Source organism: Streptomyces deserti, assembly GCF_054782695.1.
The window spans coordinates 45868-61073 of sequence record NZ_BAAGRZ010000002.1; the positions used below are offsets into that span (position 1 = coordinate 45868).

At 73.5% G+C, this 15206-nt stretch carries 12 protein-coding genes; 6 read left to right on the plus strand and 6 right to left on the minus strand.

Going from position 1 to position 15206, the window contains the following annotated elements; translation table 11 throughout:
- Positions 1–37 precede the first annotated feature (37 nt).
- Both ACYVMZ_RS06465 and lnt read right to left on the minus strand, forming a co-directional pair.
- Positions 38–517 (minus strand): NUDIX hydrolase, encoded by a 480-nt coding sequence (locus tag ACYVMZ_RS06465; protein ID WP_461076465.1) that lies wholly within the window; start codon positions 515–517, stop codon positions 38–40.
- A 67-nt stretch (positions 518–584) separates the two neighbouring features.
- A complete protein-coding gene (lnt, locus tag ACYVMZ_RS06470) occupies positions 585–2195 on the minus strand; it encodes an apolipoprotein N-acyltransferase (RefSeq protein WP_461076467.1) in 1611 nt (536 codons plus the stop codon).
- A 334-nt stretch (positions 2196–2529) separates the two neighbouring features.
- Between lnt and ACYVMZ_RS06475 the strand changes: the two genes are divergently transcribed.
- Positions 2530–3579: an O-antigen ligase family protein gene (locus tag ACYVMZ_RS06475; RefSeq protein WP_461077087.1), complete on the plus strand. Its 1050-nt coding sequence runs from the start codon at positions 2530–2532 to the stop codon at positions 3577–3579.
- Between the two features lie 78 nt (positions 3580–3657).
- Here the strand turns inward: ACYVMZ_RS06475 and ACYVMZ_RS06480 are convergent, their stop codons facing one another.
- Together ACYVMZ_RS06480 and ACYVMZ_RS06485 are read right to left on the minus strand one after the other, a co-directional pair.
- Positions 3658–4203: a hypothetical protein gene (locus ACYVMZ_RS06480; protein WP_461076469.1), complete on the minus strand. Its 546-nt coding sequence runs from the start codon at positions 4201–4203 to the stop codon at positions 3658–3660.
- A gap of 154 nt (positions 4204–4357) precedes the next feature.
- Positions 4358–5143 (minus strand): glutamate racemase, encoded by a 786-nt coding sequence (locus tag ACYVMZ_RS06485; protein WP_461076471.1) that lies wholly within the window; start codon positions 5141–5143, stop codon positions 4358–4360.
- Positions 5144–5182: 39 nt separating this feature from the next.
- Here ACYVMZ_RS06485 and ACYVMZ_RS06490 point away from each other — a divergent pair, with 39 nt between their 5' ends.
- Positions 5183–6376 (plus strand): glycosyltransferase, encoded by a 1194-nt coding sequence (locus ACYVMZ_RS06490; RefSeq protein ID WP_461076473.1) that lies wholly within the window; start codon positions 5183–5185, stop codon positions 6374–6376.
- 20 nt (positions 6377–6396) lie between these two features.
- Here ACYVMZ_RS06490 and ACYVMZ_RS06495 read toward each other — a convergent pair whose 3' ends face one another.
- Complete coding sequence (locus tag ACYVMZ_RS06495; protein ID WP_461076475.1) at positions 6397–7695, minus strand: TerD family protein; 1299 nt, start codon at positions 7693–7695, stop codon at positions 6397–6399.
- A 296-nt stretch (positions 7696–7991) separates the two neighbouring features.
- On the opposite strand from ACYVMZ_RS06495, the gene ACYVMZ_RS06500 reads away from it, so the two are divergent.
- From ACYVMZ_RS06500 to ACYVMZ_RS06515, 4 genes are all read left to right on the plus strand, one after another.
- On the plus strand, positions 7992–8426 hold the full coding sequence (locus ACYVMZ_RS06500; protein ID WP_461076477.1) for a DUF6643 family protein: 435 nt from the start codon (positions 7992–7994) through the stop codon (positions 8424–8426).
- A 41-nt stretch (positions 8427–8467) separates the two neighbouring features.
- The gene (locus ACYVMZ_RS06505) at positions 8468–9295 is read left to right on the plus strand and encodes an MOSC domain-containing protein (RefSeq protein ID WP_461076479.1); all 828 of its coding nucleotides are present in this window, start codon (positions 8468–8470) and stop codon (positions 9293–9295) included.
- 169 nt (positions 9296–9464) lie between these two features.
- Positions 9465–10070: an Rv1733c family protein gene (locus ACYVMZ_RS06510; RefSeq protein WP_461076481.1), complete on the plus strand. Its 606-nt coding sequence runs from the start codon at positions 9465–9467 to the stop codon at positions 10068–10070.
- Positions 10071–10299: 229 nt separating this feature from the next.
- Complete coding sequence (locus tag ACYVMZ_RS06515; protein WP_461076483.1) at positions 10300–12735, plus strand: right-handed parallel beta-helix repeat-containing protein; 2436 nt, start codon at positions 10300–10302, stop codon at positions 12733–12735.
- On the opposite strand, the gene ACYVMZ_RS06520 is transcribed toward ACYVMZ_RS06515, so the two are convergent.
- Positions 12705–15092, minus strand: a complete 2388-nt coding sequence (locus ACYVMZ_RS06520; protein ID WP_461076485.1) for a hypothetical protein — start codon at positions 15090–15092, stop codon at positions 12705–12707. The genes ACYVMZ_RS06515 and ACYVMZ_RS06520 overlap by 31 nt on opposite strands.
- Positions 15093–15206: the final 114 nt, after the last annotated feature.

Below are 15206 nucleotides of genomic sequence, written 5' to 3' on the forward strand. Positions count from 1 at the left end.
CACCCGCGCCTCGCCCCATGTGGTCACGCCCCATAGTTCAGGCAGATCCCGTGGGGTCGAACCATGTGGGTGCGTCCGACAGGGCCTGCTTGATCCGGAAGAGTCCGTGCTCGTTCAGTTCGGGCAGGGCGTCCACGGCGAACCAGCCGACCTCCAGCGACTCGTCGTCGTTGACCCGCGCCTGGCCGCCGACGGCCCGGCACCGGATGGTGATGTCCATGTACTGGCAGGTGTCGCCGTTGGCGTAGGTGACCGGCTCCAGCGCCTGCACGAGCACGACCCGCTCGGCGACGCACCGCACCCCGGTCTCCTCCTCGACCTCGCGCACGGCGCAGACCGCGGGCTGCTCCCCGGGGTCCGGGATGCCGCCGATCACCGACCACCTGCCGGTGTCGGACCGGCGGTTCAGCAGCACTCTGTCCTCGTCGTCGAAGACGATGGCGGTGACTCCGGGGAGCCACAGCAGCTGATGACCGGCGGAGGCACGCAGCGTGCGGATGAAGTCGGGAGTAGCCATGGCCCGACCCTAACGGGCCGCTCCCGCCGCCCCGACGCGGTTCGGCCGGTGTGCGACGGGCGTACGGCTATACGTCACCGGCGCGTCGTCCGCGCACCCCGGCGCCGATCGCCCAGCCGAGCCCGCCCGCCGCGACCAGCAGGACGGCGATCTCCGGCAGGACGCCCAGCCGCGTGGCGGGCGTCTGCGAGGAGCGCAGCGGCACCTTCTGGACCAGGGAGTCGGCCACGAACATGCCGGTCTTCTGTGTGATCCTCCCGTCCGGCATGATGATCGCGCTGACGCCGCTGGTCACCGGCACGGTGACGGTCCGGCTGTGCTCGACGGCGCGGACGCGGGACATGGCGAGCTGCTGGTAGGTCATCTCGCTGCGGTCGAACGTCGCGTTGTTGCTCGGCACGGAGATCATCTGGGCGCCGTCGGTGACCGTGTCGCGCACGGCCCAGTCGAAGGCCGCCTCGTAGCAGGTGACGAGGCCGACCTTGGCGCCGTCCATGGTGAACACGCCCGGCTCGCTGCCCCGGCTGAAGTCCTGCCGGACCATGCTCGTCCAGTCGCTGTTGATCGCCCCGACGAGGGAACGCAATGGGAGGTACTCGCCGAACGGCTGGATCTGGCGCTTGTCGTAGGTGTCGACGGGGCCCTTGACCGGGTCCCACAGGATCTGTTCGTTGAGCAACCTGCCGTCGCGCTCCACGACGCCGCCGACCGAGATGGGGGCGCCGATGGCCTTGGCAGCCGCGTCGATGACGGCACGCGCGTCCGCGTTGGCGAACGGGTCGATGTCGGAGGAGTTCTCCGGCCACAGCACGAAGTCGGGCCGGGCGACCTTGCCCGCCCTGACCTCGGCGGCCAGCCGCTCCGTCTCGCGCGCGTGGTAGTCGAGTACGGCCCGCCGCTGGGAGTTGAAGTCGAGCCCCAGGCGCGGGACGTTGCCCTGGATGACCGCGACGGTCGCGGTGCCGACCTCGGCCTTGTCGCTGACCAACGGCCGGGCCGCCACCGCACCCAGGACCGGGACGGCCACGCTCAGCAGGCCCACGGCCGCCGCGGCCCGCCGTACGGTGCCGGTGCGCCGGGCCTGCACCGCCACGCGCGCGATCTCGTACAGGCCGAAGCCGCACAGGACGACCGCGAAACCGAGTACCGGGGTGCCGCCCAGCGCGGCGAGCGGCAGGAAGACGCCGTCCGCCTGCCCGAACGCGACCTTGCCCCAGGGGAAGCCGCGGAACGGCACACGCGCGCGTGCCGCCTCACCGGCGATCCACAGCGCGGCCGCCCACACCGGCCAGGCGGGCAGCTTCGACACCGCCGCGACGCCCGCGCCGACCAGTGCGACGAAGACCGCCTCGATCAGCACCAGCGCGATCCAGGGCCCGGGGCCGACCTCCACACCGGTCCACACCAGCAGCGGCAGCAGGAAGCCGAGGCCGAAGAGGTAGCCGAGGCCGAGTCCGGCCTTCCAGCCGCGGCCGCGCAGCACCCAGCCGAAGACGGCGAAGGCCGGCATGGCCAGCCACCACAGGGTGCGCGGCGGGAAGCTGACGTACAGCAGCAGGCCGGAGAGCGCTGCCGCGGCGGCCGGAACGAGGCGCATGAGCCGCCGGCCACGGGCCGCGGGCGCGATCTGCGGCTCCAACTGGTCCGACTCGCCGACGGAGGTTGCGGTGACGGTCACCCCGGGAGTCTACGGCGAGTGACCTTGGCACGGACAGCGCGGTCCACGGGGCGGCCACCGGCACGCGTGCGGCCTGACGTCCCGGGGACCGGCACCGATGAGCGCGCCCGCCCACGCGGGCCCGCTCCCCGCCGCACCGCGCCGCACCACACGACACGGCACCGCACTTCACCTCACCCCACCACCGCAACTTTTCACCAGACATCCCCAAACCGTCCACCAGCCGTTACGGTGTGCCGAAGCCCCCGCAGTGCGGCCGGTCGAGGCCCGGGGGGCGTGGTCCGTCACAGGTCGGGGGCGACGTGATGCGGGGGGCGGGGTGGGTTCCACAGGGATGGTGTCCGCGGCCGGTGCGGAGGCCGAGAGCGAGAGACGAAACGTTTCCGACGCCACGGGTGTCGTGGTGCTCGGGGCCTGCGCCGGCTGGTCCCTGATCTCCGCGGCCGCGCAGGGCGGCCGTCCCGAGGGCATGCTGCTCGCGGTGCTGGCCGTGACCGCCGGCTACGCCGCGGGCCGGATCGGCGGGGCGCTCCTGCCGGTCGCCGCGCCGTGTGCCGGGGCGCTGACCGGCATCGGCCTGACCGTGGCCGTTCCGCATCTGGCCCCGGGCCCGCAGATCGGCACGCCGCTGGGGCACGCCGGGGCCACCGCCGCCGTGCTGACCCTCTCGGCGGGCGCCGCGTGCTGCGCGGCCTGGGCGAGCCCGGTTCCGGCCGTACGGTTCGCGCTGCGTCTGCTGGCCGCCGGGACGGCGGTGACGGCGGCCGCGCTCGGCTCGGCCACCGGATGTGTCAGCTGCGCGGCGGTGCTGTTGTGGTCGCTGGCCACCGGCCGCGCCCGCCGCCGCGGCCCGGGCATCGCCGCACTGGCCGCGGTCACCGTCCTGGTGACCGGCCTGACCTGGGCAGTCGCCGGGAAGGCCGTGCCGGACGGGCTCGCCGGGTCCGTCGAGGACCGGCTGACCCCGCACCGCGTCGACCTGTGGCGCGACGCGCTGAGCATGGCGCACCAGGACGCCGCCCTGGGCGTGGGCCCGGGGCGCTTCGGGGAGCTGAGTGCGACGGCGGCCCAGTCGCCGCTGTCCGACGGCAAGGCCCACTCGGCGCCTTTGCAGCAGGCGGCCGAGCAGGGCGTCGTCGGGGTCGTACTGCTGGCGGCGGCCTTCGGCTGGGTCCTGTACGCGCTGTGGCGCTCCCCGCGCCCCACACCGGTGGCGCTCACCGCGGGCGCGGCCCTGACGTCACTCGCGGCCATCGCCGCGGTCGGCAACGCGCTGAGCTTCACCGCGGTGTCGGTGGGCGCGGGCCTGCTCGCGGGCATGTCGACGGCCCGCCCGCTCGCCGACGAGCCGGCGCGGGACGAGGCGGGCACGCGCGCGTGGTGAGCGCCGGGCTTGTCACAGGGACACCCGTCGAGGCCCGACCGATGACCGATTCGGTGACTCAGTGCGGGGGCCAGGAACTCAGTGCGCGGGCCCAGGACTGGTCGGCCGCAGCCGGTCCTTGATCACCCGTACGGCCGCCTCCGCGTCGTCGACGGTGATCGTGAACGTGTGTCCGTCCCACAGGCGCAGGACGACGCCCTCGCCGCGCCGGACGACGACCGCGGTGCCCTTCTCGGGGCGCCAGCGGTAGCCCCAGCCGCCCCACTGGCGCGGGGTGACGTCCGAGGTGTACTCGGCGCCCGCCACCTGTGAGAGCGGGATGCGGCGGCGCGGCACGCCGATGTGGCCGCAGCGCACCTCGAGGGACTCCTTGTCGACCCTCAGGGCGACGTGCACGAACGCGAGCGTGCCGAAGAGGACCAGCAGCCCGGCGGCGATGCAGCCGACGATCGCCATGATGAGCGGGGCGCTGCCGGACGTCCACGGTGCGTCGACGGCCAGCTCGATACCGAGTGCCATGCAGCCCGCACCGATGAGCGCCAGCAGCCACTGCAGCCGGTTGGTGGCGTGGCCGGTCCAGACGTCGGGGTTCGGGGCGTCCTCGCCGTGGCGGTGGTCCCTCATGGCTACGAGGTTACTCAGGTTTCGCTGCACGGGTACCGCGTCGCGGAGAGTCACTGAGCCGGTCGGGCCGCCGGCTCCTTGCCTCGGTGCCGGAGGAGAGCCGGGCTCGCGCCGCCGTACGGCCTGGGTCATGCGCACCGCCGTACGGCGTAGGTCACCGAGCCGGGGTGACCGTCTGGAGGAGCCGGCCTTCCTCGTAGGCCAGGGCGGCCGCGGGCAGCGGGCCCTCGCGTCCGCTCAGCAGCACGGTCAGCGTGCCGTCGGTGGCGGCGCGGGGGACGGGCTGCTCGCCGAGGCGGCGCAGTGCCTGGGCGGCCACCGCTCCGGCGGAGCCGTGCAGGACGAGGGGTGGGCGGCCGGGCTGCTGGACGGCGGCCCGGATGCGTTCGGCGACCAGTTCGTAATGGGTGCAGCCCAGGACGACGGTCGTCACATCGTCGGGGGTGAGCGCGGCGGCCGCGGCGACGGCGGCGTCGATGGCCGCCTCGTCCGCGCGTTCCACGGCTTCGGCGAGCCCCCGGCAGGGGACCTCGGTGACGGGCACCCCGTCGGCGAAGTCACGGATGAGTCCGCGCTGGTACGGGCTGCCGGTGGTGGCCGGGGTGGCCCAGATGGCGATCGGGCCGCCGCCGGCCGCGGCCGGCTTGATCGCGGGGACCGTGCCGATGACGGGCAGGTCCGGTTCGTGTCGGGCGCGCAGGGCGGTGAGCGCGTGGACGGTCGCGGTGTTGCAGCCGACGATGAGGGCGTCGGGCCGGTGCCCGGCCGCCGCCTCGGCGACGGCCAGGGCGCGCTCGGTCAGGTCCTCGGGGGTCCTCGGTCCCCACGGCATGCCGTCGGGGTCGAGGGAGAGTACGAGATCGGCGTCGGGGCGGAGACGCCGTACCGCGGCGGTGGCCGCGAGCAGACCGATTCCGGAGTCCATGAGCGCGATCTTCACCCGGCCACGATAGACGATGAGCGTCTTCCGGCCGGTCCGGTGGGGCAGACTGCGCGCGTGAGCGCCGTTGTGTGGATCGCCGCCGGATCACTCGCCGCCTGGCTGTGGCTGCTGCTCTGCCAGGGCTTCTTCTGGCGTACGGACGTCAGACTGCCGCCCTGCGGGGAGCCGGAGGCGTGGCCGTCCGTGTGTGTGGTCGTACCGGCCCGCGACGAGGCGGCGGTGCTGCCCGCCAGTCTGCCGTCGCTGCTCGCCCAGGACTACCCGGGGCGGGCGGAGGTCTTCCTGGTCGACGACAACAGTGCGGACGGCACCGGGGACCTGGCGCGTGAGCTGGCGCGCCGGCACGGCGGGCTGCCGCTCACGGTGGACTCGCCGGGCGAGCCGCCCGCGGGCTGGACCGGCAAGCTGTGGGCGGTGCGCCACGGCATCGGCCTGGCACGCGCGCGTGCCCCCGAGTACCTGCTGCTGACCGACGCCGACATCGCGCACGCGCCGGACAGCCTGCGCCGGCTGGTGGCGGCGGCACGCACCGGAGGGTTCGACGTCGTCTCCCAGATGGCCCGGCTGCGGGTGGACAGCACGTGGGAGCGGCTCGTGGTGCCGGCCTTCGTCTACTTCTTCGCGCAGCTGTACCCCTTCCGGCGGATCGGAAAGAAGGGGACGCGTACGGCGGCCGCCGCGGGCGGGTGCGTGCTGTTGTGCGCCGAGGCCGCCGAGCGGGCCCGGATCCCGGAGGCCATCCGCCACGCCGTCATCGACGACGTGGCCCTGGCGCGGGCCGTCAAGCGCGGCGGCGGCCATGTGTGGCTGGGGCTGGCGGACCGGGTGGACAGCGTGCGCCCCTATCCGCGGCTGGGCGACCTGTGGCGGATGGTCTCGCGCAGCGCGTACGCCCAGCTCCGGCACAACCCGCTGGTGCTGGCCGGAACGGTCGCCGGACTGGGGCTGGTGTACCTGGTGCCGCCCGCCGCGGTCGTCATGGGCCTGGCCTCGGGGAGTGCGGCGGCAGCGGTAGTCGGCGCAACGGCGTGGCTCGTGATGACGGGGACGTACGTCCCGATGCTCCGCTACTACCGGCAGCCGCTGTGGGTGGCGCCCCTGCTGCCGTTCACCGCGTTCCTGTACCTGCTGATGACGGTCGATTCCGCGGTGCAGCACTACCGGGGGCGCGGTGCGGCCTGGAAGGGCCGCACCTACGCGCGCCCGGACGCCGTGCCCGACGAGGGCTGAGCACCCGCGCCCTGGACGGGTCATTTCCGGCCCGGCGTCCAGTTCATGCCCCATCCGTAGGCGTAGTCGACGGTGCGCTGCGGGCTCACCCCGCGCTCGGGCACCAGGTAGCGGGCCTCGCGCTGGACGACGAGGTCGCCGCCGGTGTTGGTGATCAGGGCGAGCGCGCACACCGGCGAGGGAACGGTGCACTCGTCGAGCGAGAAGTCGATCGGCGCGCCGTGCTGCGGTGTGAGGGTGACGGTGGCGTTCAGGTCGGCGAACGAGCGGGCGCCTTCGTAGATGGTGACGAAGACGAGGATGCGCCGGAAGGCGTTCTTGTGGTCGAGGTTGACGGTGAGGTTCTCGCCGGACTCCACGGCGCCGGTGCGGTCGTCGCCGTCGAGTTGGATGTACGGCGGCTGGTGCAGCGACCCGAAGGCGTTGCCCAGGGCCTGCACGACTCCCTTGCTGCCGTCGGTGAGCTCGTACAGGGCGCACAGGTCCAGGTCGAGATCGGAGTGCATCGCGGCCGCGCGGCCGAACTTGGCGCCCCAGCCGGAGAACTGCTTGTGCACCTGCCAGTTGAGGTTGACGTGCAGGGCGCCGGAGGTACCGCCCTGCTTGGTCAGCGAGACCGAGGGCGCCGCCTTGGTGAGCGTCACCTTGGTCAGGCGGACCGGTGCGGCGGGGGGCGCGGCCGGCGGAGGCGGAGCGACCGGTCGTGTCGCGGACGGGGGCGGCGCCACCGGTTGGGTCACCGTGGGCGCCGCGGGCGGCGGCGCGGTCGTCGCGGGTGCCGCTGCCGGTGCGGTGTGCTGCGGTTCGTCCACCGTGATGCCGTAGTCCGTGGCCAGGCCTTCGAGTCCGCTGCTGTAGCCCTGGCCGACGGCACGGAACTTCCAGGCGCCCTGACGGCGGTAGAACTCACCGAGGACGAAAGCGGTCTCGGTCGTCGCGCCCGTGCTGTCGAAGCGGGCCGACACGGTGCCCTGCGCGGCGTCCCGTACCTCGATGTACAGGTCCGGCACCTGCCCGAACGTGCCGCCGTCGCAGGAAGCGGCGACGATGACCGTCTCGATCGCGGGCTCCACGCGCGCGAGGTCGACCAGGAGCGTGTCGCTCACCCGGCCACCGGCGTCCCGCTTGCCCTCGTGCCGGATCGCGCCGGAGGAGTGCAGCGGCTGGTTGTAGAAGACGAAGTCGCCGTCGGACCGGACCTTTCCGTCGACCAGCAGCAGCGCCGAGGCGTCCGCGTCGGGCACGCCCGGTCCGGAACGCCAGCCCAATTCCACTCGCAGCGCCGTCGTCGACACCGGAGTATTTGAACCTTTCAGCATTGACATGCCCGCCCCCATCACGTGTCACCGCGCCAGGCCACACCCGGCAGTCGATCGGGTTCCGTCCGCACAACCTATTCCCCACGGCATCGAACTCCCATGAGGAGTACGGAAAGACTGGCGGCCGACCCCCGGTAACCCGCCCGGAACTCGGCCTATACACGATCCGAACCCTGCTCAGCGCACCTTTTTGGCCAAGTTCGCTCGCATTGGCGATCCCGCGTCACCGACGACACGGAAAACAACCCTCTTATCGGTCTCCCCAACCAGCACATCGTGGGCTTAACTTATGTGCCATGACCTCCCCCGGCTCCACCTATGGTGGCGGCTACTACTCCGCCTCTTTCCCGGACACCCCGATCTACGACTCGCTCGTGAAGGAGCGGGGTACCCCGCAGATCGCTCCGATCCGGGTGCCCGCCCAGTACGACATGCCGGGCAGCCACCTGCCCGCACTGCCCTCGGCACTGCCCGCCCTCCCGGCGGCCCCGGCCCAGCCCGCCTACGGCTATCCGCAGGCGCCGCAGCCCGCCCCGCTCCAGCAGGCGCCCGCGGCGTACATCCCCCAGCAGGCGACGGCACCGCGCGGCTATCCCGGCCCGCAGCCGCAGCCTCCGCGCCCCGCGCCGGCGTCCGCCGCGGGCTACGAGGCGATGCGCCCCGCGGCTCCCCGGCCCGCCCCGGCTCCCTACCAGGATCCGTACAACAACCAGCAGTACCGCGGTTACTGACCCGACCCGGGGTTGTCGGTGCCGCCTGGCACGATGACCCCATGGCGAACGCGTATCTGCACTCGATTCACGTCCATCCGGTCAAGGCGTTCCGGGGCCTGGCGCCCCGGGAGGCCGTCGTGGAGCCCTGGGGGCTGGCCGGAGACCGGCGCTGGGTGCTGATCGACGACGGGGGAAAGGTCGTCACGCAACGCCAGCAGCCGCGCCTCGCCCTGGCCGCCGCCGAGCTCCTGCCCGGCGGCGGCGTACGGCTGTCCGCGCCCGGCATGGAGCCGCTGACGGTACGCGTTCCCCGGCCGGTCCGCACCGTGCCGGTGGAGATCTTCCGCGACAAGGTCGAGGCGGTCCCCGCCGAGGACGCGGCCGCGCACGCCTGGTGCAGCGCCTACCTCGGCACCGACGTGCGCCTGGTGCACATGGACGATCCGGCCCTGCGCCGGCCCGTCGACCCGGAGTACGCGCTGCCGGGCGAGACCGTCTCCTTCGCCGACGGCTACCCGCTGCTGCTCGCGACCGTCTCCTCCCTCGACGCCCTCAACTCCCTGATGGCCGAGGGCGATCACGCGGGCGAGGGCCCCCTGCCCATGAACCGGTTCCGGCCGAACGTGGTCGTGGCCGGCACCGCCGCCTGGGCCGAGGACGGCTGGTCGCGCATCGCCGTCGGCGACGTCACCTTCCGCATCGCCAAGACCTGCGGGCGATGCGTCGTGACCACGACCGACCAGGGCACCGCGGTGCGCGGCAGGGAGCCCCTGCACACACTGGGGCAACACCGCCGCATCGGGGGCAAACTGGTCTTCGGGCAGAACCTGGTGCCCCTCTCCCGCGGCATGATCCGGGTCGGGGACCCGGTCCGGATCCTCGAGTAGCAGATCGATCGATCACCTGTGGGAACCGCGGCCCAGGGACTGTGCGTTGGCCATTCGTGAGAAGTTCATGAGAGGTCCTGGCGAGAGGTGATTTCGCTCTCTCTTCACCGGGCCCTCGCGTGAGCGACTCCGCAGGGGGTTATCACGGAGCGGGAAGGGGGTGCGGACCGTGCGGGCGATCAGTGGGCTCTGGCGCTGGCGGCACAATCCGCTGTGCCGGGCGACCGATCTGGCCGAGGCCTGGCTGGCCCTGGTGGCCCTGCTCCTGATCCTTCTCGCCGCCCCGCTGATCGGCTCCGTCGTCGGCGGCGCCGCCCAGGACGCCCTGCAGCGGTCCGTCCGGGAGCAGCACCAGTCCCGGTACGTGGTGACGGCCACCGTGGTCCGCAAGCTGGAGGGTTCCCCGCTGGAGGCCGACCCGGAGACCTCCACGGGACGGGACCTGCGCAACCGCGTCCTCGCCGAGTGGACCGCGCCGGACGGCACCGAGCACCGCGGCCCGGTCCTGGCGGGCCTCAAGACCCCGCAGCAGGGCGATCACTTCCGGATATGGACGGACCGGCACGGCAAGCTGGTGGCCCGCCCGCTGGACGCCGCGACGGCGTCGACGCACGCCGTCCTCGCCGGGTTCGGCGCGGCCCTGGCGACCGCGGGCCTCATAGAGAGCGGCAGACGTGTGATCGTCTGGCGCATGGTCCGCCGCCGGTACGCCCGTTGGGACCAGGCATGGGACAAGGCGGGCCCGGACTGGGGCAGGACGGGCACGGGCAGCTGACGGCCTTCCGGCTCTGGTCAATCCACCACCCGCGCGCACGCTACGGTGGACCGGCCGAACCAATCGGCGACAACCCGCGCGTGAGTTGGCCGTAGAGGCGCGCCGGTGTGAGAGTGCGAGTGCGCTTCAGGCCCGACGGGCGTGAGCACGGTCGCGGTCCCAGTACCGGCTGTGACGCCCCGAAGGCGAACGAGCCATCAGTACGACGAGGTGGGGGCACAGTTACGCCATGGCACAGGGCACGGTCCAGGTGACGCACACCGGCACGTCGCGGTGGCGGCGCCGCACGGGTGAGTACGCATCGCTCGCCGCAGCCCTGGAGGCCGCGGCCGACGGTGACGTCCTCACCGTCGCGCCCGGCACCTACCGGGAGAACCTCGTCGTGCAGCGGGCGGTGACCCTGCGCGGTCCCGAGGGTTCCCCCGGTTCGGTGCGGATCGCGCCCGTCGACGGGGTGCCGCTGACGGTGCGGGCCTCGGCGGTGGTCCAGGACCTGCACGTGGAGGGCCAGGACGCGGCCGCGCCGGCGGTGCTCGTCGAGGAGGGCACGCCGGAGCTGAGGGACGTCCGGGTCGTCACCCGGTCCGCGGCCGGGATCGAGGTGCGCGGGAGCGCCCGGCCGACCGTGCGCCGCTGCACGGTCGACAATCCGGCGGGCATCGGCATCGCCGTCCTCGACGGCGGGGGCGGGGTGTTCGAGGAGTGCGAGGTCGTCGCCGCCGGGCAGGCGGGCGTGGCGGTGCGCGGCGGCGCCCACCCGCGTCTGGACCGCTGCCGGATCCACCACACCTCGGGTTCGGGACTGACGGCGACCGGTGAGAACTCCGCGCTGGAGGCGGTGGGCTGCGAGGTCTACGAGGTGCGCGGCAGCGGCGTCCAGGTCACGGGCCGGGCCACCGCCCACCTCACCGACTGCGACGTGCACCGCACGACCGCCGACGGCGTCACGCTCGACACGGACGCCGTGCTCACACTCGCCGACTGCCGTATCCACGACATCCCGGAGAACGCGATCGATCTGCGCTCGCGCTCCGTGCTCACCCTGACCCGCACCAGCGTGCGGCAGTTCGGGCGCAACGGCCTGTCGGTGTGGGACCCGGGCACGCGTGTGGACGCCAACCAGTGCGAGATCTTCGACAGCACCGGCGACTACCCGGCGGTGTGGGTCAGCGACGGCGCCACGGCGGTGCTCGACTCCTGCCGGGTGCACGACGTGCCGGACGCGCTGTTCGTCCTCGACCGCGGCTCGCGCGCGGACGTCGTGGACAGCGACCTGTCCCAGGTGCGCAACACGGCCGTGTCGGTGAGCGACGGCGCCACCGCGCAGCTCGACGACTGCCGGATCCGGGATGCGGCGACGGGCGCCTGGTTCCGCGACCACGGCAGCGGCGGCACCCTCAGCAACTGCACGCTGGACGGCACCCAGACCGGCGTGATCGTCACCAAGGGCGCCGACCCGACCGTCGAGCGCTGCACGGTCGACTCCCCCGCGGAGGCCGGGGTCTATGTGTCGGCCGGGGGCCGCGGCAGCTTCCTGAACTGCCGGGTGACGGGCAGCGGCGGCTACGGCTTCCATGTGATCGACGGCAGCCGCACCACGCTGCGGAAGTGCCGCACGGAGCGGTGCGCGCGGGGTGGGTACGAGTTCGCGGACGGCGGCGCGGACGCGGGGTCCGCAGGGGGCCCCGTCGTCGAGGACTGCACGAGCGACGAGAGCGGGGGGCTGCGACCGTCCGTGGCGCGGGAGACGGCCGTGCAGACGGCGACCCCCTCCCCCGGCCTGCTGGGCGCGATCCCCGGTCAGCGTGCCGAGCAGGAGACGCCCGCCCCGGCCCCGGAGCCGGAGAAGCCGGTCCGCACCTCCAAGGCCGTCCTCGGTGAACTCGACGCGCTCGTGGGCCTGGAGAGCGTCAAGCGTGAGGTGCGTGCCCTCACCGACATGATCGAGGTGGGCCGGCGCCGCCAGCAGGCGGGCCTGAAGGCGGCCTCCGTCAAGCGGCACCTGGTCTTCACGGGCTCCCCCGGCACCGGCAAGACGACCGTCGCCCGCCTCTACGGCGAGATCCTCGCCTCCCTCGGTGTGCTGGAGAAGGGCCACCTGGTCGAGGTGTCCCGGGTCGACCTGGTCGGCGAGCACATCGGCTCGACGGCGATCCGCACCCAGGAGGCCTTCGAGAAGGCCCGCGGCGGCGTGCTGTTCATCGATGAGGCGTACGCGCTGTCCCCCGAGGACGCGGGCCGTGACTTCGGCAAGGAGGCCATCGACACACTGGTGAAGCTGATGGAGGACCACCGGGACGCGGTCGTGGTGATCGTCGCGGGCTACACGGCCGAGATGGAGCGGTTCCTGTCGGTCAACCCGGGTGTCGCCTCCCGCTTCTCGCGGACCATCACCTTCAGCGACTACGGCCCGCAGGAGCTGCTGCGGATCGTGGAGCAGCAGGCCGAGGAGCACGAGTACCGGCTGGCGCCGGGCGCGGCCGAGGCCCTGCTGAAGTACTTCACCGGGATTCCCAAGGGCCCGGCGTTCGGCAACGGCCGCACCGCGCGGCAGACCTTCGAGGCGATGGTGGAGCGGCATGCGAGCCGGGTCGCCCAGCTGGACGACCCGAGCACGGACGACCTGACCCTGCTCTACGCCGAGGACCTGCCCGAGTTGCCCTGAGGCTCCCCGTCCTCAGGCTCCCCGTCCTGAGGCTGCCCGGCCTGGGGCCCGGTGTGGCGCGGCGCCGGTACACCCGGCCGCAGCCGGGTCAGCAGCCGCCGGCGTTCCTCGGCGAACGCCGGGTCCGCCTGGTAGTCGGAGTGGCCGAGGATCGGCGCGGGCAGCGGATGCAGCTCGGTACGGCCGTAGGAGAGGGGGTCCTTCAGGGGTTCGTGGTCCACCTCGGGGCCGCAGTCGCCGGGCAGCCCCACCGGGCCGCCGATGGGGTCGGTGAGCCGGTACAGGTTGCGCCAGCAGTCGACGTCGTGGTGCAGCGAGGTGAGCGCGGCCGGGCCGAAGTGGGCCGGGAACCAGCGGCCGTACAGGCGCTCCAGCGGGGAGCCGTACGTCAGCAGCGCGACCCGCCTGCGGGCGGACGGCGCGAGCTGCCAGGCCGCGGCCGCCGCGAGCACGCTGCCCTGGGAGTGCCCGGAGATGACCAGCCGCCCGCCGGTGACGCGGGTCCAGGTCGCCATCCGCCAGGTCAGGTCGGGCACGGCGCGCTCGGCGTAGCAGGGCGGCGCGAAGGGGTGGGCGGCGCGCGGCCAGAAGGTGCCGACGTCCCAGAGGATGCCGATGGTGCGCCGGGCGGAGGCGTCCTTGTAGGCGCGCCGGCCCCAGGTGACGAACAGTATGAAGCCGAGCCCTATCAGCCAGGAGCCGAGGGCCTGGGCGGTCTCGGCGGCGCCGTGGACGACGTCGTACGCGTGCTGAGTGGCCTCGCCGGGCGTCCGGTCGGTGGTCAGGGCGCCGACGAGGGCCCCGGCGCCCAGGACCAGGGTCGCCGTGGAGGTCACGCCGATCAGGACAGGCGCCTGGTCGGTGAGGGTCGCCATCGCGCGCGCGGAGGCGATACGGCGGGTGCGTCCGGGGTCCCCGGCCTCGTCCGGGTAGTCACGCTCCACGACGGCGCGCTCGGCGCGGGCGAGCCGCCAGGCGCGCCGGGCCAGCCAGCCGCACATCACCAGCAGTACGACGAGCAGCGGCGGGATGACGGACGCCTGCCAGGTCAGCAGGACCGGCGGCCCCTTGATGGAGGTCCCGGTGCCGTCCAGCCAGTCGGACACCCGCTGGGCCACACCGCCGGACATCACACCGCCCAGCGCGCACGCCAGCATCACGACCACGGGCCCGCCGAGGCCCCGCAGCACGGCGCGCGGCTCCGGATGTGTGCGGTACAGGACGTGGGCGACGACGGCGAGGACGACGACGAGCAGCCCCTGGACCAGAGCGATGGCGCCGAAGGTCGCGTCGCCCGGCAGCCGGCCGGCCGATACCCACCCCGGGCGCTCCCACCCGGCGTACACCAGGGTGAGCGCGAGCAGGACGAGGGCGGCGAGCGGCAGGCGTCGTACGAGGTGTGCGTCGAGTTCCTTGTCGAGGCGGTTCTCGGTGCGGCCCCGGCGGCAGACCACCCAGACCACGGCGATCGCGCCGGCCACGAGTGCCGCTGCCAGCAGCAGGCCCAGGACGTCCAGGACGGCCGGGCCGCCCGCCTCGCGGTCGTACCGGGCGGCGGCGGTGCCGACCGCGGCGGCGACGGTGAGCAGTCCGGCCGCGGTGTGCGCGGCGCGCAGCCGGGCCACCAGGCGGCGGCCGTACCAGAAGCCGGGGCGGCCCAGTGCGGTGCGGTCGCCGGCCTCGTCGCGCTCCGGTGCGCGGGTCATGGGCTGCTGGGACTCGTACGCGCTCCAGGTGCGCAGGGACAGGTACCACAGGAGGCCGGTCAGGGCGGTGGGCACCAGGGCCGCGAGGGCCAGCCTGCGGCCGGGGCGGCTCCACCAGCCGCCGTCGGAGACCGTGGGTGAGAGGAAGCCCAGCCAGGAGTGCCGGTCGGAACACGTGAGCGTGCCCGCGCACTGCCACGCGGCGAGATCGAGGGCGACCTCGCAGGCGGCCGCGACGAGCAGCACCGTCAGGGTCAGTCCCGCCAGGCGCACCAGCAGCCCGTACAGGCGGACCGTGCGTCTGCGGCCCCGGGCCGTGGGGCGCATCCAGTGGGCGAGGTTGACCACCATGAACGGCAGCAATAACAGCCACAGGGCGCGCGTGCCGTTGCCGGAGGTGAGGTTGCACCAGACGTAGGCCTCGGGCACCGGTCCGTCGCGGCGGTGGTCGGTCCGGGTCTCCGCGTCGACGTCGTCGGCGCGCCGGAAGACGGCCGCGATGTCGTCGCCGGTGATCCGCTCCGTGCGCGGATCGTTCAGCATCTCCTGCGGTGTCGTGCCGCCCACCCCGTGGACCAGGAGCTCCAGGGCGGTGCCGGTTTCCCCGGCCCCGGTTCCGCTGGTCGAGGCACGTTCCTGCGCACGTTCCATTGTTCGCACTTCCCCCGTGACGCGCCGTCGGCTCTGTCTGTGCGGGCAGAGGATCTCCGCCGCAAAGGCGGCGCACACCTCTCGTCACGGAATCTCCCCGAACCGGGTGACGGA

Excerpts from the sequence above, each read along its gene's own strand:
- ACYVMZ_RS06505 (WP_461076479.1), top strand. The coding sequence starts at position 8,468 with ATGGCGAACGCGTATCTGCACTCGATTCACGTCCATCCGGTCAAGGCG.
- ACYVMZ_RS06500 (WP_461076477.1), top strand. The coding sequence starts at position 7,992 with ATGACCTCCCCCGGCTCCACCTATGGTGGCGGCTACTACTCCGCCTCT.
- ACYVMZ_RS06515 (WP_461076483.1), top strand. The coding sequence starts at position 10,300 with ATGGCACAGGGCACGGTCCAGGTGACGCACACCGGCACGTCGCGGTGG.
- ACYVMZ_RS06475 (WP_461077087.1), top strand. The coding sequence starts at position 2,530 with ATGGTGTCCGCGGCCGGTGCGGAGGCCGAGAGCGAGAGACGAAACGTT.
- ACYVMZ_RS06520 (WP_461076485.1), bottom strand. The coding sequence starts at position 15,092 with ATGGAACGTGCGCAGGAACGTGCCTCGACCAGCGGAACCGGGGCCGGG.
- ACYVMZ_RS06495 (WP_461076475.1), bottom strand. The coding sequence starts at position 7,695 with ATGCTGAAAGGTTCAAATACTCCGGTGTCGACGACGGCGCTGCGAGTG.
- ACYVMZ_RS06465 (WP_461076465.1), bottom strand. The coding sequence starts at position 517 with ATGGCTACTCCCGACTTCATCCGCACGCTGCGTGCCTCCGCCGGTCAT.
- ACYVMZ_RS06480 (WP_461076469.1), bottom strand. The coding sequence starts at position 4,203 with ATGAGGGACCACCGCCACGGCGAGGACGCCCCGAACCCCGACGTCTGG.